The sequence below is a fragment of the Tropicibacter alexandrii genome, from assembly GCF_003667315.2.
GTDB lineage: Bacteria > Pseudomonadota > Alphaproteobacteria > Rhodobacterales > Rhodobacteraceae > Tropicibacter > Tropicibacter alexandrii.
On record NZ_RCTZ02000034.1, the window covers coordinates 1 to 20876 of the forward strand.

16 protein-coding genes and 1 tRNA gene are annotated in these 20876 nt (G+C 62.9%); 14 read left to right on the forward strand and 3 right to left on the reverse strand.

Translation table 11 applies throughout. The features are described 5' to 3' along the window. Positions 1-117 (forward strand): EF-Tu C-terminal domain-related protein (locus tag D8Z78_RS23450; RefSeq protein ID WP_164933075.1); only part of this gene is annotated, 117 nt, incomplete at its 5' end. Positions 118-373: 256 nt separating this feature from the next. Here D8Z78_RS23450 and D8Z78_RS23455 read toward each other — a convergent pair. Both D8Z78_RS23455 and D8Z78_RS23460 read right to left on the reverse strand, forming a co-directional pair. After that, on the reverse strand, positions 374-565 hold the full coding sequence (locus D8Z78_RS23455; RefSeq protein WP_121634237.1) for a hypothetical protein: 192 nt from the start codon (positions 563-565) through the stop codon (positions 374-376). Between the two features lie 75 nt (positions 566-640). After that, on the reverse strand, positions 641-871 hold the full coding sequence (locus D8Z78_RS23460) for a hypothetical protein (protein WP_121634239.1): 231 nt from the start codon (positions 869-871) through the stop codon (positions 641-643). Positions 872-1353: 482 nt separating this feature from the next. Between D8Z78_RS23460 and D8Z78_RS23465 the strand changes: the two genes are divergently transcribed. The 10 genes from D8Z78_RS23465 to rplL all read left to right on the forward strand — a co-directional run bounded on the left by D8Z78_RS23465 (position 1354) and on the right by rplL (position 9028). Beyond that, positions 1354-1429: transfer RNA gene (locus tag D8Z78_RS23465), tRNA-Trp, on the forward strand. A gap of 80 nt (positions 1430-1509) precedes the next feature. Continuing rightward, positions 1510-2958 (forward strand): hypothetical protein, encoded by a 1449-nt coding sequence (locus D8Z78_RS23470; protein ID WP_121634241.1) that lies wholly within the window; start codon positions 1510-1512, stop codon positions 2956-2958. 68 nt (positions 2959-3026) lie between these two features. Then, positions 3027-3230 (forward strand): preprotein translocase subunit SecE, encoded by a 204-nt coding sequence (secE, locus tag D8Z78_RS23475; RefSeq protein WP_121634243.1) that lies wholly within the window; start codon positions 3027-3029, stop codon positions 3228-3230. A 142-nt stretch (positions 3231-3372) separates the two neighbouring features. Beyond that, positions 3373-3906 (forward strand): transcription termination/antitermination protein NusG, encoded by a 534-nt coding sequence (nusG, locus tag D8Z78_RS23480; RefSeq protein WP_121634244.1) that lies wholly within the window; start codon positions 3373-3375, stop codon positions 3904-3906. 321 nt (positions 3907-4227) lie between these two features. Beyond that, positions 4228-4680 (forward strand): 50S ribosomal protein L11, encoded by a 453-nt coding sequence (rplK, locus tag D8Z78_RS23485; RefSeq protein ID WP_121634246.1) that lies wholly within the window; start codon positions 4228-4230, stop codon positions 4678-4680. Positions 4681-4684: 4 nt separating this feature from the next. Next, positions 4685-5383 carry a 50S ribosomal protein L1 gene (rplA, locus tag D8Z78_RS23490; RefSeq protein ID WP_121634248.1) on the forward strand — a complete coding sequence of 233 codons (699 nt, stop codon included), beginning with the start codon at positions 4685-4687 and terminating at the stop codon, positions 5381-5383. Positions 5384-5527: 144 nt separating this feature from the next. Next, on the forward strand, positions 5528-6001 hold the full coding sequence (locus D8Z78_RS23495; RefSeq protein WP_121634250.1) for a putative pterin-binding protein: 474 nt from the start codon (positions 5528-5530) through the stop codon (positions 5999-6001). 9 nt (positions 6002-6010) lie between these two features. Further along, on the forward strand, positions 6011-7789 hold the full coding sequence (locus D8Z78_RS23500) for an ATP-binding protein (RefSeq protein WP_121634252.1): 1779 nt from the start codon (positions 6011-6013) through the stop codon (positions 7787-7789). A 270-nt stretch (positions 7790-8059) separates the two neighbouring features. Next, complete coding sequence (rplJ, locus tag D8Z78_RS23505; protein ID WP_121634254.1) at positions 8060-8572, forward strand: 50S ribosomal protein L10; 513 nt, start codon at positions 8060-8062, stop codon at positions 8570-8572. Between the two features lie 75 nt (positions 8573-8647). Beyond that, entirely contained in the window at positions 8648-9028 is a 381-nt protein-coding gene (gene rplL / locus D8Z78_RS23510) for a 50S ribosomal protein L7/L12 (RefSeq protein WP_121634256.1), read from the forward strand. Positions 9029-9165: 137 nt separating this feature from the next. Here the strand turns inward: rplL and D8Z78_RS23515 are convergent, their stop codons facing one another. Next, positions 9166-11052, reverse strand: a complete 1887-nt coding sequence (locus D8Z78_RS23515; protein ID WP_121634258.1) for a PhoX family protein — start codon at positions 11050-11052, stop codon at positions 9166-9168. 591 nt (positions 11053-11643) lie between these two features. Between D8Z78_RS23515 and rpoB the strand changes: the two genes are divergently transcribed. The 3 genes from rpoB to D8Z78_RS23530 all read left to right on the forward strand — a co-directional run bounded on the left by rpoB (position 11644) and on the right by D8Z78_RS23530 (position 20847). Then, positions 11644-15780 carry a DNA-directed RNA polymerase subunit beta gene (gene rpoB, locus D8Z78_RS23520; protein WP_121634259.1) on the forward strand — a complete coding sequence of 1379 codons (4137 nt, stop codon included), beginning with the start codon at positions 11644-11646 and terminating at the stop codon, positions 15778-15780. An 81-nt stretch (positions 15781-15861) separates the two neighbouring features. Continuing rightward, the gene (gene rpoC, locus D8Z78_RS23525) at positions 15862-20109 is read left to right on the forward strand and encodes a DNA-directed RNA polymerase subunit beta' (protein ID WP_121634262.1); all 4248 of its coding nucleotides are present in this window, start codon (positions 15862-15864) and stop codon (positions 20107-20109) included. Positions 20110-20367: 258 nt separating this feature from the next. Continuing rightward, positions 20368-20847 carry a DUF2867 domain-containing protein gene (locus D8Z78_RS23530; protein WP_121634264.1) on the forward strand — a complete coding sequence of 160 codons (480 nt, stop codon included), beginning with the start codon at positions 20368-20370 and terminating at the stop codon, positions 20845-20847. Positions 20848-20876: the final 29 nt, after the last annotated feature.

Here is a 20876-nt window from a genome sequence, read left to right on the forward strand (position 1 = left end):
CTGAAGTTCGTGGTCGAGCTGATCGCGCCGATCGCGATGGAAGACGGCCTGCGCTTCGCCATCCGCGAAGGCGGCCGCACCGTCGGTTCGGGCGTCGTGTCGAAGATCGTGGAATAAGTCGCGCAGCGACTTGTTCCGGTGGCGGCAGGCGACTTTCTGCAAGAAAGTCTGCCGGGAGCCACACGGTTGAACAGGAAAGGGCCACCCCTCGCGGTGGCCCTTTTTTGCGGAAAGATCCCGAGAGCCACACGGTTAATAAGAAAAGGCCGCCCCTCGGGGCGGCCTTTTTGCATGTCACGGCGGACTGTCGGGTAGGGCAATATCGCGCCCTTTCGGTCAGCCAATCCGGCAAGGCCCCAAGGACCCGCGCGGATCAGCGGACGGGCACAAACCGCTTGCACAACAGCGCTGCGGCGTCGGCCTTTGGCGTGTCAGGCCGGGGCGCTTCGTCGACGGCGCAAAGCGCCGCGGCGGGGGCGGGTTGCGGTAGGCGGAGGGTAAAGGCCTCGGCAGAGCCGGTGGCCATCACCGCGATGCATCCCGCAACGAACAGGGGGGCTGTCATGCGCACCTTGGGTCCTCCTTCATGCCGGTGTCGGTCGCCGCGGGACGGGAGAGACCCGCGGCGACCGGCACTGGATTACTGCACGAGGCCACGAATGGTGGAGCCTTTTTCGCCTGCGCTGTCGCCGCCCGAGTACAGGACGCTGACGATCGCTGCCTTGCGGGCGTCGGACAGGTTGGTCAGGTCGGCACCGGGTGCAAAACGCTCGATCTGGGCGATCTGGCCCGGCGACAGAACGATATTTGCATGGGCGGCGCCGGTCAGAGCGGTGGTTGCGAGGGCGGCTGCGGTCAGAATGCGGATCATTGGTAGTTCCTTTCAAGTGAACCCCGTCTTCGGGGCGGTTCGGTTTGCTCGGGAGGCGGTGTTGCCTCCGACACCAATCAATCTGGGCCCTCACTCGAGAAAACTGAAATCACAAGGAAATCTCGGTTTGGTCACGCGGTTGTGCCCTTGTCCGTGATCGGAATCGGACGGGGCGGTGTGCAGGAATGCAGGGGCTCGGTGCGGCTCAATCAGGCATGCGCGAAAGCGGGTTCCCGCCGTCGCAGCGGGTGTGAAACTGCGGTGAAACTCGGTGAATGAAGGCCGGAATCACAAAAACGTTTTCTGCCCGGGCGCGGTGCATTTCCCGGTTTCGCTGCCGTCCGAGGGCCTTTGCGCGGCTCAAAAGCCGGGTCGCGGCCGTTCCGCCGACCGCATTTTGGCGAAAGCGGGCCAAGCGCGATCAATGCCGCGATTTCCGTCTTGCAAAGCGTTTCCGCGTTTCGTAAATGGGCCTCGGCCTTAGGGGTATAGCTCAGCTGGTAGAGCGACGGTCTCCAAAACCGTAGGTCGCGGGTTCGAACCCTGCTGCCCCTGCCACCTTCCCACATCAGTGACCATTGCCAATGCACGCATCGCGGGCATACGCTGCGAGTCGTGGTACGCATCGGGGGCAGATCATGGCTTGGCGATGGATCAGGCGGCATGGTCGCAAGCTGCGCTGGGGCGCGGGGCTCTTGGTGCTTGCGGGGATCGGAGCGGCGCTGATGTTCGGACAACTCAACCATCATACGCCCAAGGCCGACGAAACGGCGTTGGGAACGTCGGGTGTCATCTCGCGCTATCATGCGCTGCTCAACACGCCGTTTTCGCATCCGCTGGGGCAGGTCGGATATATCATCGGGATCGAGAAGGCGCCGCGTGACAAGGCGGGCTACAGGCATGACACCGGTGGTCGTGCCTTCGATCCGACCCGGCTGAGCCTGCCGACCCGTCTGCCCGCAAGCGGCGCGCAGACCGACCTCGACCAGCAGCAAAGGGCATTTCGCCGGGCGCTGGATGATCCGAAGGTCATGCTGGTCAGCCACATCCTGCGCCATGCCCGCGATCCGGACGGGCAGGGAATCGAGCCGCAGCTGTTTCATTCGGCCTATTCCAACACCGCCTTCGGGCCGGTGCCGGACGCGCCGCTGTCCGATGCCTACGAGGCCGGCTGGGACGCGCTCGACCGGATGGAGGCGCAGCTTCTGGCCGATATCGAACAGGCGCGGGCCGAAGGTCATCCCTTCACCCATATCGTCCTGCTGTCGATGGGTTGGAACAACGACCAGTTCGAGGCGCTGGAGCGGTACAACGCCATCCTTCAGCACACCCGCCGCGCTGCGCGCGACACGGGCGAGCGCTTCAACCCGATGGTGATCGGCCTGACCTGGCCGTCGGTCTGGGGTGGGACCTCGGTGATCGATCTGGCCAACCGGGCGCTGCATCTGGGCAGCTACCCGGTCAAGGCCGACGATGCGGACGAGATCGGCTATGGCATCGCCAACCATCTGGTCAACGCCATGCTGCCCCGGCTAGAGGCGCAGACCGGGCTGCGCTCGGTCCTGCTGGGCCATTCCATGGGTGCGCGGATCGTCACGCGGGCCTATTACTCGGCCGAATTGCTGAACGGCGCCGTGCCGCGCACCGGCCCCGGCCCGATCGTGATCGGACTTCAGGCGGCCTTCAGCGCCAACCGCTTTTCAGAAGGCTACCGCCTGATTGCCCCGGTGCGCTGGATCGCCTCGGGCGAAGGGGGCCCCTATCAGGAACAGTCGCGCCCCGGCGGGCAGATGGCGCTGACATGGTCGGCGCGGGATTACGCCAACCCCTTGGCGCGGCTGCTCAGCGGCGCGGCCCATGTCGGTGCCCGTCCCGGCGCAAAAATCATGCACGAGACCCATGGCGCCAAGGTCCATGCCGCGACATGGCGCGCCGGGGGCGATCTGGTCGGCGATTGCGCCACCGCGCGGGACGCAGGCAAGGTGCTTTATATCGACGCGTCACAGACGGTCGCGGCGCATGGCGATATCCGCACGCCGGAAACCGGGCGGCTGGTCTGGTCGGTCATTCGCGGGTTTTCAGGCTAAGGCTTGTAATTCGGGCCTCGCGCGCGTAGATACCCGCCAATCCGCGTATCCGAGCAAAAGGCATGGCCATGGCCCGTACCAACCCGCTACAGTTCATCCAGCAGGTCCGCGCCGAGGGCGCGAAGATCGTGTGGCCGACCCGCCGCGAGGTCATCCTGACCTCGGTGATGGTGTTCATCATGTCCACGCTGTTCGCGATCTTCTTCGCCATCGTCGATATCGGCTGGCGCGAGCTTCTGAAACTCGTGCTTTCGGTGGCCAGCGGGTCGTAAGACGAACCGGTCTTGAATCTGCGCCCCGGCTTGGGTAAAGCCACCACAATCATCAAAACGGGCGTGCAAGAATCAATTGCACGCCGGTTTTTTATTTGGGGCGCAGCATGCGCCGAATGAGTCAAGACGAGGGTAGGGCCAGATGGCGAAGCGTTGGTATTCGGTAAGCGTCCTCTCGAACTTCGAGAAGAAGATCGCCGAGCAGATCCGGACCGCAGTCGAGGAGCAGGGGCTTCAGGACCAGATCGACGAGGTTCTGGTCCCGACCGAGGAAGTGATCGAGGTCCGTCGCGGCAAGAAGGTCACGACCGAGCGCCGCTTCATGCCCGGTTACGTGCTGGTCCACATGGAAATGTCCGACAAGGGCTATCACCTCGTGAACTCGATCAACCGTGTGACGGGTTTCCTCGGTCCGCAGGGTCGCCCGATGCCGATGCGCGACGCCGAGGTGGACGCCATCATGGGCCGCGTGCAGGAAAACGAAGAAGCGCCGAAGCTGCTGATCCATTTCGAGATCGGCGAAAAGGTCAAGGTCAACGACGGCCCGTTCGAGGGCTTCGATGGCATGGTCGAGGGTGTGGACGACGACAACCAGCGCCTGCGCGTGGCGGTGTCGATCTTTGGCCGCGAAACCCCGGTGGAACTGGAATTCACGCAGGTCACGAAGCAGGGCTGAGACCCGGCGCGATCAACGCTCAAAGGGTGCCTCTCGCGGGCGCCCTTTTTTCTTTTTTGGCGTGGTGTTCTGAATGGCGTGTTCGGGCGGGTGACATTGCCCCGGCGCGGCGCACCCGAACGTCCCCGCCGCCCGCATATCACACGGGCCCGGCCATACCGGCCATTGCCCCTTGCGTTTCTGTCCGCCCTCCGCTATGCGGCGCCCTCATCCTGCACTTGCAGGACCGTGGGAGGCGAGGGATTCGCGAATTCCGGACCACACCACGCAACAAACCTGCCCAAGCGACGCGTCGCGAGGGTGTTGTAAAGGAGACAGCCGATGGCCAAGAAGCTCGCCGGCAAGATGAAGCTGCAGATCCCTGCAGGCAAAGCCAACCCCTCGCCGCCCGTGGGCCCCGCCCTGGGTCAGCGCGGCATCAACATCATGGAATTCTGCAAGGCGTTCAACGCCAAGACGCAGGAAATGGAGCCTGGCGCGCCGTGCCCGACCGTGATCACCTACTATCAGGACAAGTCCTTCACCATGGACATCAAGACGCCGCCCGCGTCTTACTACCTGAAGAAGGCCGCCGGTCTGAAGCCCGTGGGCAAGCGCAACCGTCCCCGTGGTGCGGAAAAGCCGGGTCGTGAGACCATCGCGACCGTCACCGTGGCTCAGGTCCGCGAGATCGCCGAAGCCAAGATGAAGGACCTCTCGGCAAACGACGTCGAAGCGGCAATGAAGATCATCCTCGGCTCCGCGAGCTCGATGGGTATCGAGGTGAAGGGGTAATATCATGGCAAAATATGGTAAGCGCACCCGCGCCGCCCGCGAAGCCTTTGCCGGCAAAGAGGACATCACCGTCGAGGAAGCCGTTGCCCTGATCAAGAGCAACTCCAAGGTGAAGTTCGACGAGACCGTCGAAATCGCGATGAACCTCGGCGTCGATCCGCGTCACGCGGACCAGATGGTTCGTGGCGTCGTCTCCCTGCCGAATGGCACGGGCAAGACTACCCGCGTCGCCGTCTTCGCCCGTGGCCCCAAGGCCGAAGAGGCACAGGCTGCCGGAGCGGACATCGTTGGCGCAGAGGACCTGATGGAGACCATCCAGTCCGGCAAGATCGAGTTCGATCGCTGCATCGCGACCCCGGACATGATGCCGATCGTCGGCCGTCTGGGTAAGATCCTTGGCCCGCGCAACCTGATGCCGAACCCGAAGGTCGGCACCGTGACCATGGACGTCAAGGAGGCCGTCGAGGCAGCCAAGGGCGGTCAGGTCCAGTTCAAGGCCGAGAAGGCCGGTGTCGTGCACGCAGGTGTCGGCAAGGTGTCGTTCGACGAGGCGAAGCTCGCCGAGAACATCCGCGCCTTCGTCAACGCCGTGTCCGCCGCCAAGCCGACGGGCGCCAAGGGCACCTACATGAAGCGGATCTCCGTTAGCTCTTCGATGGGCCCGGGCGTGTCGGTCGACGTGGCGAACGCCACCGGCAACTGAGACCGTATTCTTTCGAATTAGATGCAAAGGCGGGCCCCCGGGTCCGCCTTTGTCGTTGGTGTCAAGCTGCGGTTAAGGCGTCTGGGCTAGGGTGCATGCGTGGTTTTCCGGACCGGAGGCGCCGTTTTGAAACACGTTTGCACTTTGATTTTGGCCCTGTTCTGCGCCTTTCCGCTTCGTGCGCTCGAACCGGCTCAGGGGCCGGTCCTGTTGACCGTGACGGGCGCGATTTCCGTCACCAATGCCGAAGGGCGGGCCGATTTCGACCGCGCGATGCTTGAGTCGCTCGACTGGCAAGAGGTCACGACTTACTCGGAATTCTTTACCGGCCCGGAACGATTGGCCGGGCCGACGCTGTCATCGCTGCTTCGGGTGCTTGGGGCGACCGGCAGGTCGATGCAGGCGCATGCGGTGGACGACTACATGATCGAAATCCCGGTTTCCGATGCGGACAGGTATGATGTCATCGTGGCTTTGGACCGTGGCGGCGAACCGATGCGCATCCGGAACAAGGGGCCGATCTGGCTGATCTATCCCACCTCCGACCCGAACGGTCCCGGCGAATTGCACAGTTCCCGCATGGTGTGGCAGCTGATCCACCTGCACGTCGTGCCGTAGGGCGAGTGCATGGACCACCGGATCGCAGACAATGCCCGGGCCATCCGCGCCGTGATCGCCATGTCCGCCGCGGTGGCTCTTGGCTTTCTGATCCTGAGCATCGAGCGCGGCAACACCGATGATCGCGAGTCTACGGTGCGCAGCCTGAACGGCATGCTCTGGGGCATCAGCGAATTGAATTTCGAAAGCCAGAGATTCATCAACGCCTTGGACAATCAGGCTTTGGGCCGGGGCAGCCTCGAGGAAACCGCGATCCGCTTCGAGGTCCTGTGGAGCAGGCACGACGTTGTCGCCGTGCGCAAATTCGCCAAGGATACCGGATTTCACGAACTCATGGATGGGTTCGAGGCCTATCTGCATCGCTACGAGCCGGTGATTTACGGCGACACGGCGCCCTCTGCCGAGGTTCTGGCGCAGATGGCCGATGAGTTGTCCACCTTGACGATCACGGCGCGGCACCTTTGGTCCAACAGTTTTGGCACCCAGAACCCGGCGAGCCGGGTGTTGGCGCGGGTGGAACTCCAGCGGTCCAACAAATACGCCGTGGCCGTCGCGGCGACGCTTGTCACGATGCTCCTGATCTACGTGATCGCCGAGGTCTATTTCGCGTCGTTGGGCCAGAAGCGCGAAAAGAAGCTGCGGCTCGCAGCGGCGCAGGCCAACGATGCCAAGTCGCGCTTTCTCGCCAATGTCAGCCACGAGGTCCGGACGCCTCTGAACGGCATCCTTGGCATGGCGTCCGAGCTTGCGGAAACCGCCGTCAACGCGGATCAGCGGCATTGCATCGACGTCATCATCGAATCCGGTGCGGTGCTGCTGAGCACGATCAATGACGTGCTGGACATCTCGCGGATCGAATCGGGCAATCTCGAGGTCGAAAGCGCCCCGTTCGAACTGCGCGAGGTGGTGGCCGGGGCCTGTGCGCTTTATCAGGCGCGGGCCCGGGAAAAGGGGCTGATGCTCGACTTCCGCGTGCAGGAGAACCTGCCGCTCTGGATTCTGGGCGACGGCCTTCGCCTGCGGCAGGTTCTCAACAACCTGATCGCCAATGCCGTCAAGTTCACCGATCAGGGCGGTGTTTCGGTCCGCGTGCGGCCCGAACCCGGCGGGGCGCGGCTTTCGATCTCGGTCAAGGATACCGGGCCGGGCATCGACCGGGAGGCCCAGCAACGGATTTTCGAGCCGTTCATTCAGGCCGATGCCGGTGTCACCCGCATCCATGGCGGCACGGGTCTGGGGCTGGCCATTTCGCGCCAGCTTTGCGTGGCGATGGGGGGCGGTCTGGACGTGATCAGCCGCCCCGGCTTTGGCGCGACCTTCATCGTTTCCCTGCCGCTCGCAAAAGCCGAGAAGGTGGCGGCGCGCCAGCCCGTCGGCCCCGTGGCCGCGCCGGTGTCGCTGGCCGGAAAGCGGGTGCTCATCGTCGATGACAACGCGACCAACCGGCTGGTCCTCGACCGTTTCCTGAAGGGCAGCAAGGCGCGACTGGACTTTGCCGCCTCGGGCGAGGAGGCGCTGGAGCTTGCGACGGCGGATGTCTTCGACGTCATCCTCATGGATGTCCAGATGCCGCGGATGGACGGCATGGCCGCGACCGAGGCGATCCGCAGCATCGAGGCGCAGGAGCACCGTCCACGCAGCCTGATCATCGCGGTGACGGCGAATGTCATGACCCATCAGGTCGAGGAATACCTGCTCAGTGGCGCCGACGAGGTCCTGCCAAAGCCGGTTTCGAAAGGCGCGCTGATGACCATGCTCGGGGCCCGGCTGGCGCAACGGGCGGCGTGACACGCTTCGGGGGTTGGCAAACGACCGGCGCCGCGGTAAAGCCACCTCCGAAGGCTGCTGCGCGATTCGCGTGGCTGGCTTCATTTCGTCCGAGACGGTGGGCTGCGCCGCGCGCATTAAGTCCTGCCTGAGACGGGAAGAGACATCTTTCACGGCCCGTGCACGCGCACTGGCCCCACGGGATGCGTCGACCCTATTCGGACTTTGCGGCAGGGGAAACCCTGTCTGAATGAGCCGGAGGGTCCGCCCTCCACTACTTGGAGTGAAACTGTGGATAGAGCCCAGAAAGAGAAAGTGGTCGAGGAACTCGGCCAGATCTTCGAAAGCTCTGGCGTCGTGGTGGTTGCCCGCTACGAGGGTCTCACGGTTGCCGAGATGACGGACCTTCGTAACCGCGCCCGTGGCGCGGAGTCGACGGTGCGCGTCGCCAAGAACAGGCTCGCCAAGATTGCCGTCGAGGGCACCCCCGCCGCGGGGATTATGCCGCTTCTCGAAGGCATGACCGTTCTGACCTACTCCGAAGACCCCGTGGCTGCGGCCAAGGTCATCGAAGACTTCGCCAAGGATAACAAGAAGATCGAGATCCTTGGTGGCGCAATGGGCGGAACGGCTCTGGACCGTGCCGGTGTTGAGGCCGTGTCGAAAATGCCGTCGCGCGATGAGCTTATTGCTTCCATCGTCGGCTGCATCGGCGCACCCGCATCGAACATCGCCGGGGCCATTGGCGCACCTGCTTCGAACATCGCATCCATTCTCTCGACCATCGAAGAGAAGGCTGCGTAAGCGCAACTGGAATGACCCTCGTGTGGACTGTCCCGCACGTTGGAACACAATCTTATATACGGAAAGAGTCTCAAAATGGCTGATCTGAAAGCACTTGCTGAGCAAATCGTGGGTCTGACCCTCCTGGAAGCTCAGGAACTGAAAACCATCCTCAAGGACGAGTACGGCATCGAGCCCGCAGCTGGCGGCGCTGTCATGATGGCGGGCCCGGCAGGCGGCGACGCAGCTGCTGCTGAGGAAGAAAAGACCGAATTCGACGTCATCCTGAAGTCGGCCGGCGACAAGAAAATCAACGTCATCAAAGAAGTCCGCGGCATCACCGGCCTCGGCCTGAAAGAAGCCAAAGAGCTGGTCGAAGCCGGCGGCAAGGCTGTCAAAGAAGGCGTGTCCAAGGACGAAGCCGAAACGATCAAGAAGCAGCTTGAAGAAGCTGGCGCCGAGGTCGAACTCAAGTAATTCAAGCCTCCGGGCTGACTTACGCGAAAGGCGTGCCTTCGGGCGCGCCTTTTTCTTTTGCCGGTGCAGGTGTCTGCGCAAATGAAAAGGCGCGGCACCGTGGGGCGCCGCGCCTGTTTTTTCGGGTCAGAACCGGATCAGCCGATCACGGCACCGTCTTCGCGCCAGACGGCGACGATGGACGAGCGCGGCTTTCCTGCGGCCGCAGGCCACGAGCCGCCCGGATGCTGCACGCCGACAAAGGCGGTCTTGCCATCCAGCGACCAGCACAGGCCGGTGACTTCGGCACCGTTCGGCACGGTCATGAAACGGGCGATCTCGCCGGTTTCCGGGTTGCCGACCAGCATCTGGTTGTTGCCCTGACCGGCGAAGTCGCCTTCGTTGCTGTCATCGCCATCGGTCTGGATCCACAGCAGGCCGTCCGACGAGAAGGCCATGCCATCGGGCGAGTTGAACATGTTGCCCGCGGTGACGTTCTCGGACCCGCCATAGGCGTTGTCATAGACCGCCGGGTTGCCGGCCATCACGTACAGGTCCCAGGTAAAGGCATCGGCGGCGTGGTCGTCATTCGCCGGCACCCAGCGCGCGATCTGGCCATAGCGGTTGGTCTCGCGCGGGTTGGCGGCGTTGACACCCATGTCGTCGCCCCCGGCATTGGTTGCCCCTTCGCCGCGCTTGGAGTTGTTGGTCAGCGCGACATAGGCTTCGGCCTTCAGCGGGTTGGCCGCGACCCATTCGGGGCGGTCCATCGTGGTGCCACCGGCAGCCGAGGCGGCCATGCGGGTGAAGGCGAGGATTTCCGGCAGCGCCATGCCGGTGGTTTCCGGCGTCAGCGCCAGCCACTCGCCCGACTGGTCGTCGTTGAACTTGGCCACGTAGAGCGTGCCTTCATCCAGCAGGTCGCCGCCATTGGTGCCCTCTTCCCAGACGCCGTTCGAGACGAAGCGATACAGGTATTCGCCGCGCTCGTCGTCGCCCATGTAGACCACCAGACGGCCATCGGCGGCCTGCACCATCTCGGCGTTCTCGTGCTTGAAACGGCCCAGAGCGGTGCGCTTGATCGGGGTCGAGGTCGGATCGGCGGGGTCGATCTCGGTGATGAAGCCGTGGCGATGCGGTTCGTTCGGCTCGTTCGAGATGTCGTAGCGCGGGTCGAACTTTTCATAGGCATAGCGGCCTTCGCCACCGATGCCGTAGCGCTTGTAGCCGTCGCCTGCGGGCATCTCGCCGGTCGCACCAAAGTAGCCGTTGAAGTTCTCTTCGCAGGTCAGGTACGTGCCCCAGAGGGTCTTGCCCGAGCCGCAGTTGTTCATCGTGCCCTTGACGGTGCGGCCTTCGGGATCGGCCTTGGTCTTGACCAGATCGTGACCGGCCAGCGGGCCGGACAGGGTCATTTCCGTCTCATGGGTGATGCGGCGGTTCAGGGGGCTGTCCTTGACGACCATGTAGCCGTCGTCGCCCTTGGCCACTTCCATGATGGTCACGCCTTGCAGGTTCTTCAGCAGGGTGACTTCGTCGGCGGTGCGCGGCGTGCCTTCGGCATCGGCGGGCAGGTTGATCTTGGGGTTCACGTATTCGGAGTTGACGGCGATGACTTCCTTGCCGTCCACGTCGAACAGTTCCATCCCGTCGGTGTTCTCGCCGAACACCTTGTCGGACATGGCCACGTCCAGATCGCCATTGTCGCCAAAGGCGCCATCGGCCTCGGACCACAGCGCGTCACCCCAGCTGACCAGCACCTTGTGCTGATAGCCCTCGGGCACGTGGATCGCGAAATCGGTGGCGATGTCGATGGGCGTGAAGGCAAATCCGCCATGCGCTGCGGCGCGGGCGGCCGTGGTGGAGCTCATCAGGCCAGCGCCAAAAACCGACGCGGCCGAGCCGAAAGCCAGCGCGCCACCCAGAAACCCACGGCGCGAGATCGCGCGTTCGACCACGTCGTCGAACTGGCTGCGCGCCGGGCGCGGATCGCGGTGCTCGTCGAAATCGTCCCATGAAAGATCGAGAAGTGTCTTCTTGTCCATGTCTCTGGCTCCGTGGAAAATGTCGCTGCGGCGGGGCGGGTGATTGCCCGACGCCGTCTCGCGGCGTTTAGGCACGGATGGTGACGCTTGCGTGACAGTTCGTTCACGATTTCATGAACGCCAGATGCGCTTTTTGCCCGGTCCTGTTAACCAAGGCCTCAAGCCAGCTTGACCGCAGCGCGAGATTTTGTCATTCTGCCGTAGCGCCATAAATCCGCAAATCCCCACTGGGGGTCTTGCGTTCGCGTTCTTCACCGAATATTCGGAAATCTCCTGCGGGTTCGATTGATTCGTTCCCGCATATGTGTTTTGGCAGGAACAGGGGCGCGCGACATCTGAAAGAGACCACCGTTTGAACCCGCCCTTTCAGCCAACTCTCTGAAATCGCAGGAAAACGGATCATCGGCACATCCCCCGGCTTGGCAAGCCCCTGTGCGCAGGGGTTTCCCAAGGCAGGGACCCCCAAGGATCGAGTGGCACGCGGTGGGACGCGGGCCGAGAATGGATCGGGGGTCAATGCCGTCACTGACGAGGCGTACCGTGGCCCGACGGCGCGTTTTTCGGACGAGATATCGAAAGGTGACATACGTCATGGCGCAAAGCTTCCTTGGACAGAAACGTCTTCGCCGGTATTACGGCAAGATCCGCGAAGTTCTCGAGATGCCGAACCTCATCGAGGTTCAGAAATCCAGCTACGAGCTTTTCCTGAAATCCGGCGACCAGCCCCAGCCCGCCGATGGCGAGGGCATCAAGGGCGTGTTCCAGTCGGTTTTCCCGATCAAGGACTTCAACGAAACCTCCGTCCTGGAATTCGTCGATTACGAACTTGAGCGTCCGAAATACGACGTCGAGGAATGCATGCAGCGCGACATGACCTATGCCGCGCCGCTGAAGGTGACCCTGCGCCTGATCGTGTTCGATATCGACGAGGATACCGGCGCGAAGTCGGTCAAGGACATCAAGGAACAGGATGTCTTCATGGGCGACATGCCCCTGATGACCCATAACGGCACGTTCATCGTGAACGGTACCGAGCGCGTGATCGTGTCGCAGATGCACCGCTCGCCCGGTGTGTTCTTTGACCATGACAAGGGCAAGACGCACAGCTCGGGCAAGCTGCTGTTCGCCTGCCGCATCATCCCCTATCGCGGCTCGTGGCTCGACTTTGAATTCGACGCCAAGGATATCGTGTTCGCGCGCATCGACCGTCGTCGCAAGCTGCCGGTGACGACCCTGCTTTATGCGCTGGGTCTGGATCAGGAAGCGATCTGCGACGCCTATTACAACACGGTGAACTATGAATATCGCCGTGGCGAAGGCTGGGTGACCAAGTTCTTCCCCGAGCGCGTGCGCGGCACCCGCCCGACCTATGACCTTGTCGACGCCGATACCGGCGAGATCATCGCCGAGGCCACCAAGAAGGTGACGCCGCGCGCGGTGAAAAAGATCATCGACGAGGGCAAGATCAAGAACCTGCTGGTTCCGTTCGAGCAGATCGTCGGCAAGTTCGTCGCCAAGGACATCATCAACGAGGAAACCGGCGCGATCTATGTCGAGGCCGGCGACGAGCTGACCTGGACCGTCGACAAGGACGGCGACGTGACCGGCGGTACGCTCAAGGAGCTGCTGGATGCGGGCGTCACCGACATCCCGGTTCTGGACATCGACAACATCAACGTTGGTCCCTACATCCGCAACACCATGGCGGCGGACAAGAACATGGGCCGCGACACCGCGCTCATGGACATCTACCGCGTCATGCGCCCGGGTGAGCCGCCGACCGTCGAGGCCGCGTCGGCCCTGTTCGACACGCTGTTCTTCGACAGCGAGCGCTATGACCTGTCCGCTGTTGGTCGCGTGAAGATGAACATGCGCCTCGCGCTGGACAAGCCCGACACCCAGCGCACGCTGGACCGCGACGACATCGTTCAGTGCATCAAGGCGCTGGTCGAGCTGCGCGATGGCCGTGGCGATATCGACGACATCGACCACCTCGGCAACCGCCGGGTGCGCTCGGTCGGCGAGTTGATGGAAAACCAATATCGCGTCGGTCTGCTGCGCATGGAACGCGCCATCAAAGAGCGTATGTCGTCGGTCGAGATCGACACCGTCATGCCGCAGGACCTGATCAACGCGAAACCGGCCGCCGCGGCCGTGCGCGAATTCTTCGGCTCCTCGCAGCTGTCGCAGTTCATGGACCAGACCAACCCGCTGTCTGAAGTGACGCACAAGCGTCGCCTCTCGGCGCTTGGGCCGGGCGGGCTGACCCGTGAGCGCGCGGGCTTCGAGGTGCGCGACGTTCACCCGACCCACTATGGCCGGATGTGCCCGATTGAAACGCCCGAAGGTCCGAACATCGGTCTGATCAACTCGCTGGCCACCTTTGCTCGCGTGAACAAGTACGGCTTCATCGAGACCCCGTATCGTGTGGTCAAGGACGCGCAGGTGACCGACGAGGTCCACTACATGTCCGCGACCGAGGAAATGCGCCACACCATCGCGCAGGCCAACGCCTCGCTCGACGGCGAAGGCAAGTTCCAGAACGATCTCGTCTCGACCCGCCAGTCCGGCGACTACACCCTTGCGCCGCGCGAGAATGTCGACCTGATCGACGTGTCGCCGAAGCAGTTGGTGTCGGTTGCGGCCTCGCTGATCCCGTTCCTTGAAAACGACGACGCCAACCGCGCCCTGATGGGTTCGAACATGCAACGTCAGGCCGTTCCGACCCTGCGCGCCGAGGCGCCGCTGGTCGGCACCGGCATCGAGGGCATCGTGGCGCGCGATTCCGGCGCGGCCATCACCGCCAAGCGGGGCGGCGTGGTCGACCAGGTCGACGCCCAGCGGATCGTGATCCGTGCCACCGAGGACCTGACCTTGGGTGACGCGGGCGTGGACATCTACCGGATGCGCAAGTTCCAGCGCTCGAACCAGAACACCTGTATCAACCAGAAGCCTCTGGTGAAGGTGGGTCAGACCGTCGAGAAGGACGAGGTCATCGCCGATGGTCCCTCGACCGATATGGGCGAACTGGCTCTGGGCAAGAACGTCATCGTGGCGTTCATGCCGTGGAACGGCTACAACTACGAGGACTCCATCCTGATCTCCGAACGGATCGCCAAGGATGACGTCTTTACCTCGGTGCATATCGAGGAATTCGAAGTGGCCGCCCGCGACACCAAGCTTGGGCCGGAGGAAATCACCCGCGACATCCCCAACGTCGGTGAAGAGGCGCTGCGCAACCTCGACGAGGCGGGCATCGTCTATATCGGTGCCGACGTGGAGCCGGGCGACATTCTGGTGGGCAAGATCACCCCCAAGGGCGAAAGCCCGATGACGCCGGAAGAAAAGCTGCTGCGCGCCATCTTCGGCGAAAAGGCATCGGACGTGCGCGACACCTCGCTGCGGGTGAAGCCGGGCGATTACGGCACCGTGGTCGAGGTCCGCGTCTTCAACCGTCACGGCGTCGAAAAGGACGAACGTGCGCTGCAGATCGAGCGTGAGGAAATCGAAAGCCTCGCCCGCGACCGCGACGACGAACTCGCCATCCTCGACCGCAACATCTATGCGCGTCTGAAGTCCATGATCCTCGGCAAGACCGCCGTGAAGGGCCCGAAAGGCGTCCGCGCGAATTCCGAGATCAACGAGGAACTGCTGGAAACCCTGACCCGTGGTCAGTGGTGGCAGCTGGCCCTTGGCGAGGAAGAAGACGCCAAGCAGGTCGAGGCGCTGCACGAGCAGTACGAGATCCAGAAGCGTGCGCTGGACGCCCGCTTCGAGGACAAGGTCGAAAAGGTCCGCCGCGGCGACGATCTGCCCCCGGGCGTGATGAAGATGGTCAAGGTCTTCATCGCGGTGAAGCGCAAGCTTCAGCCGGGCGACAAGATGGCTGGCCGTCACGGCAACAAGGGCGTGGTCTCCCGCGTCGTCCCGATGGAAGACATGCCCTTCCTCGAAGACGGCACCCCGGTCGACTTCTGTCTGAACCCGCTCGGCGTGCCTTCGCGGATGAACGTCGGTCAGATCCTTGAAACCCATATGGGCTGGGCCTCGCGCACCCTGGGTCTCAAGATCGACGAGGCGCTGCAGGACTATCGCCGCTCGGGCGACCTGACCCCGGTGCGCGAAGCGCTGCGGATCGGCTATGGCGACGACGTGTACGAGGAAGGCTTTGCCGATCTCGACGAGGATCGTCTGGTCGAACTCGCGGATAACGCGACGCGCGGTGTGCCGATCGCAACGCCGGTCTTCGACGGCGCCAAAGAGGCGGATGTGGATGACGCGCTGCGTCGTGCAGGCTTTGACCAGTCGGGCCAGTCCCGCCTGTTCGACGGCCGCTCGGGCGAGGAATTCTCGCGCCGCGTGACCGTGGGTGTCAAATACCTGCTCAAGCTGCACCACCTCGTGGACGACAAGATCCACGCGCGCTCGACCGGGCCGTACAGCCTCGTCACCCAGCAGCCGCTGGGCGGTAAGGCGCAGTTCGGTGGCCAGCGCTTCGGCGAGATGGAGGTCTGGGCTCTGGAAGCTTACGGCGCCGCCTACACCCTGCAGGAAATGCTGACGGTGAAATCGGACGACGTGGCAGGCCGGACCAAGGTCTATGAGAGCATCGTCAAGGGTGAGGACAACTTCGAAGCCGGCGTGCCGGAATCGTTCAACGTTCTCGTCAAGGAAGTGCGCGGCCTCGGCCTCAACATGGAACTCCTGGACGCGGAGGAAGACGAGTAAGGCCTGCGCGCCTGCTCAAAGTAGGATGGGTGATCACCCATCCTACCCTTCCCCCGCTTCCCTCAAAATTCAGAGGAACACATGAACCAGGAACTGACCAACAACCCGTTCAACCCGCTGGCCCCGCAGAAGGTCTTTGACGAGATCAAGGTCTCGCTGGCCTCGCCCGAGCGGATCCTCTCTTGGTCCTTCGGTGAGATCAAGAAGCCCGAAACCATCAACTACCGCACGTTCAAGCCCGAGCGTGACGGCCTGTTCTGCGCGCGTATCTTTGGCCCGATCAAGGATTACGAATGCCTGTGCGGCAAGTACAAGCGCATGAAATATCGCGGCGTCGTCTGCGAAAAGTGCGGCGTCGAAGTGACGCTGCAAAAGGTCCGTCGTGAACGCATGGGCCATATCGAACTGGCCGCGCCCTGCGCCCATATCTGGTTCCTCAAGTCGCTGCCCTCGCGCATCGGCCTGATGCTGGACATGACCCTGCGCGATCTGGAACGCGTCCTGTATTTCGAAAACTACGTGGTGATCGAGCCGGGTCTGACCGACCTGACCTATGGCCAGATGCTGACCGAAGAGGAATTCCTCGACGCGCAGGATCAATACGGCATGGACGCCTTCACGGCGAACATTGGCGCCGAAGCCATCCGCGAGATGCTCGCCCAGATCGACCTCGAAGCCGAGGCCGAGAACCTGCGCGCGGACCTCAAGGAAGCGACCGGCGAACTCAAGCCCAAGAAGATCATCAAGCGTCTCAAGGTCGTGGAATCCTTCCTTGAATCCGGCAACCGTCCGGAATGGATGGTGATGACCGTGATCCCGGTCATTCCGCCGGAACTGCGCCCGCTGGTGCCGCTGGACGGTGGCCGCTTTGCGACCTCCGACCTGAACGACCTGTATCGCCGCGTGATCAACCGGAACAACCGTCTCAAGCGCCTGATCGAACTGCGCGCGCCCGATATCATCGTGCGCAACGAAAAGCGGATGCTTCAGGAATCCGTCGACGCCCTGTTCGACAACGGCCGCCGTGGCCGCGTCATCACCGGTGCCAACAAGCGCCCGCTGAAGTCGCTGTCCGACATGCTGAAAGGCAAGCAGGGCCGCTTCCGTCAGAACCTTCTGGGCAAGCGCGTCGACTTCTCCGGTCGTTCGGTGATCGTGACCGGCCCGGAACTGAAGCTGCACCAGTGTGGCCTGCCCAAGAAGATGGCGCTCGAACTGTTCAAGCCCTTCATCTACTCGCGACTGGAGGCCAAGGGCCTGTCCAGCACCGTGAAACAGGCGAAAAAGCTGGTCGAAAAAGAGCGCCCCGAGGTTTGGGACATTCTCGACGAGGTCATCCGCGAGCACCCGGTTCTGCTGAACCGCGCGCCGACGCTGCACCGTCTGGGCATTCAGGCGTTCGAACCCACGCTGATCGAAGGGAAAGCCATCCAGCTTCACCCGCTGGTCTGCTCGGCGTTCAACGCGGACTTCGACGGTGACCAGATGGCTGTTCACGTGCCGCTGTCGCTGGAAGCCCAGCTGGAAGCGCGCGTCCTGATGATGTCGACGAACAACGTTCTGTCGCCCGCCAACGGCGCACCGATCATCGTTCCCTCGCAGGACATGATCTTGGGTCTGTATTACGTCACCATCATGCGCGAAGGCATGAAGGGTGAGGGCATGGTCTTCTCCTCGATCGAGGAAGTCGAGCACGCCCTGACCGCCGGTGAGGTGCATCTGCACGCCAAGATCCAGTGCCGCGTCAAGCAGATCGACGACGAGGGCAACGAGGTCTGGAAACGCTACGAGACCACCCCCGGTCGCGTGCGTCTGGGCGCGCTTCTGCCGCTCAACACCAAGGCGCCGTTCGATCTGGTCAACCAGCTTCTGCGGAAGAAGGACGTTCAGCGCGTCATCGACACCGTCTACCGCTATTGCGGCCAGAAGGAGTCGGTCATCTTCTGTGACCAGATCATGTCGATGGGCTTCAAAGAGGCGTTCAAGGCGGGCATCTCCTTCGGCAAGGCCGACATGGTGGTTCCCGACAACAAGTGGACGCTGGTCGACGAGACCCGCGATCAGGTCAAGGACTTCGAACAGCAGTACATGGACGGCCTGATCACTCAGGGCGAAAAGTACAACAAGGTCGTGGACGCCTGGTCGAAGTGTAACGACAAGGTCACCGAGGCGATGATGTCGACCATCTCGGCCGAGCGCCGCGATGAGAACGGTGCCGTGATGGAGCCGAACTCGGTCTACATGATGGCCCACTCCGGTGCGCGTGGCTCGGTCACCCAGATGAAACAGCTGGGCGGGATGCGCGGCCTGATGGCAAAGCCGAACGGCGACATCATCGAAACGCCGATCATCTCGAACTTCAAAGAAGGTCTGACCGTTCTCGAATACTTCAACTCGACCCACGGTGCCCGCAAGGGTCTGTCGGACACCGCGTTGAAGACCGCGAACTCGGGCTACCTGACCCGCCGTCTGGTGGACGTGGCGCAGGACTGCATCATCCGCATGGATGATTGCGGCACCGACAACGCCATCACCGCCGAACCCGCGGTCAACGATGGCGAGGTCGTGGCGTCCTTGGGCGAGCGTATCCTTGGCCGTACCGCGGCAGAGGATCTGGTGCATCCGCTCACCGGCGATGTCATGGTCCGTCTGGGCGAGCTGATCGACGAACGCACCGCCGACATGATCGAGGAGTCCGGTCTGCAAACCGCGCGCATCCGCTCGCCCCTCACCTGTGAGGCCGAGGAAGGCGTCTGCGCGACCTGCTACGGGCGTGACCTCGCACGCGGCACCAAGGTGAATATCGGCGAAGCCGTCGGTATCATCGCGGCGCAGTCGATCGGTGAACCCGGCACGCAGCTGACCATGCGGACCTTCCACATGGGCGGTGTTGCGCAGGGCTCCTCGCGGTCCTTCCTCGAAGCGTCGCAGAACGGCAAGATCGTGTTCGCGAACCCCGGCACCATCGAAAACGCGGCTGGCGAACTGATCGTGATGAACCGCAACATGCAGGTCGTCATCCAGAACGATCAGGGCGAGGAAATCGCATCCCACAAGATGGGCTACGGTTCCAAGCTGTTCGTGAACGAAGGTCAGTCCGTCAAGCGCGGCGACAAGCTGTTCGAATGGGACCCGTACACCCTGCCGATCATCGCCGAGAAGGATGGTATCGCCAAGCATGTGGACCTTGTGAACGGCCTTGCCGTGCGCGAGGAAACCGACGATGCGACCGGCATGACCCAGAAGATCGTGATCGACTGGCGCGCGGCCCCCAAGGGCAACGAGCTGAAGCCGGAAATCATCCTGATGGATGGCGATGGCGAACCGGTCCGCAACGAAAAGGGCGACCCGATCAAGTACACCATGTCGGTGGACGCGATCCTGTCCTGCGAAGACGGGCAGGAGGTCAAGGCCGGTGACGTTGTGGCGCGTATCCCGCGCGAAGGGGCGAAGACGAAGGACATCACCGGTGGTCTGCCGCGTGTGGCCGAACTCTTCGAGGCCCGTCGTCCCAAGGATCACGCGATCATCGCGGAAATCGACGGCTATGTGCGCTTTGGCAAGGACTACAAGAACAAGCGCCGCATCGCCATCGAGCCGACCGATGACAGCCTTGAGCCGCGCGAATACATGATCCCCAAGGGCAAGCACATCCCGGTGGGTGAGGGCGACTTCATCCAGAAGGGCGACTACATCATGGACGGCAACCCGGCCCCGCACGACATTCTGTCGATCATGGGGATCGAGGCTCTGGCGAACTACATGATCGACGAGGTGCAGGACGTCTACCGACTGCAGGGTGTGAAGATCAACGACAAGCATGTCGAAGTGATCGTCCGCCAGATGCTGCAAAAGTGGGAGATCCTCGACAGCGGCGACACCACGCTGCTGAAGGGCGAGCATGTCGACAAGATGGAGTTCGACGAGGCCAACGCCAAGGCCGAGAAGAAGGGCGGGCGTCCTGCACAGGGCGAGCCGATCCTGCTCGGGATCACCAAGGCGTCCTTGCAGACCCGGTCGTTCATCTCGGCGGCGTCCTTCCAGGAAACCACCCGCGTGCTCACCGAAAGCTCTGTTCAGGGCAAGAAGGACAAGCTGGTCGGCCTGAAGGAAAACGTCATCGTCGGTCGTCTGATCCCGGCGGGCACCGGTGGTGCCACGCAGAAGGTCCGCCGCATCGCGCAGGATCGCGACAATGTCGTGATCGAGGCGCGCCGCGAAGAGGCCGAGGCCGCCGCCGCTCTGGCCGCGCCGGAACGGATGGACGATGTGGTTGGCGGGGACGAGTTCGACACGCTGATCGTCGACACCCCGGAAAGCCGCGAATAAGCGGGTCCGACCTGACACAATCGAAACGCCCCGGTTCACCCCCGGGGCGTTTTTACGTTTGGGTCCTGCGTTTCCAACGGGATAGGGCTTTTCCTTTAACTATCTGTAAATATTGCGTAAAAATTGTCAGCTGACAATTTGGCCCGCAACTTTTGTGTGGGGCTGTCGGAACGGCCTTGTCAGCCGGGCCGATTTTCCTTTTGCCCTTGCGACCGCTTGGCCGGGCGGTATCCTCGCGCCGGGACAAGGGGCGCTTCGATGCAAGCACAAACAGCACAATTCCAGATCGTCGCGCCGCGCGACCGGTTGAGCTTCTTCGACATTCAAAGCATCGACCTGCCGCACCCCACCACCCCGTTGCAGGTCTATGCCGCCGTCTCGGCGGATATGGCGCGGCGTTTGAACTGGGCGTTCACCCTGCGCGACCTGATCTCGCGTCCCTTCGGTGTCTGTGCCATCGGCGGGTTTTCGGGGGCCGCGCCGTCCTCCGTCGCGGCTGGGGACCGTCTTGATTTCTTTCTGGTCGAAGCGGTGCGGGACGGTTGCCTCGTCCTGACCGAGCGCGATCGCCATCTTGACGTGATGACATGCATAACCTGCCATGACCGCACGGTTTCGATCACCTCGTCCGTGCTCACCCATAACGGGTTCGGCAAGGCCTACATGGCAGTGGTTGGCCCGGCGCACCGGATGATCGTGGCGCGGGGGTTGCGGAGATTGGCGCACAGCCTGTCATGAGGGCGGGCAGCGACAACATGCGCGGCGCA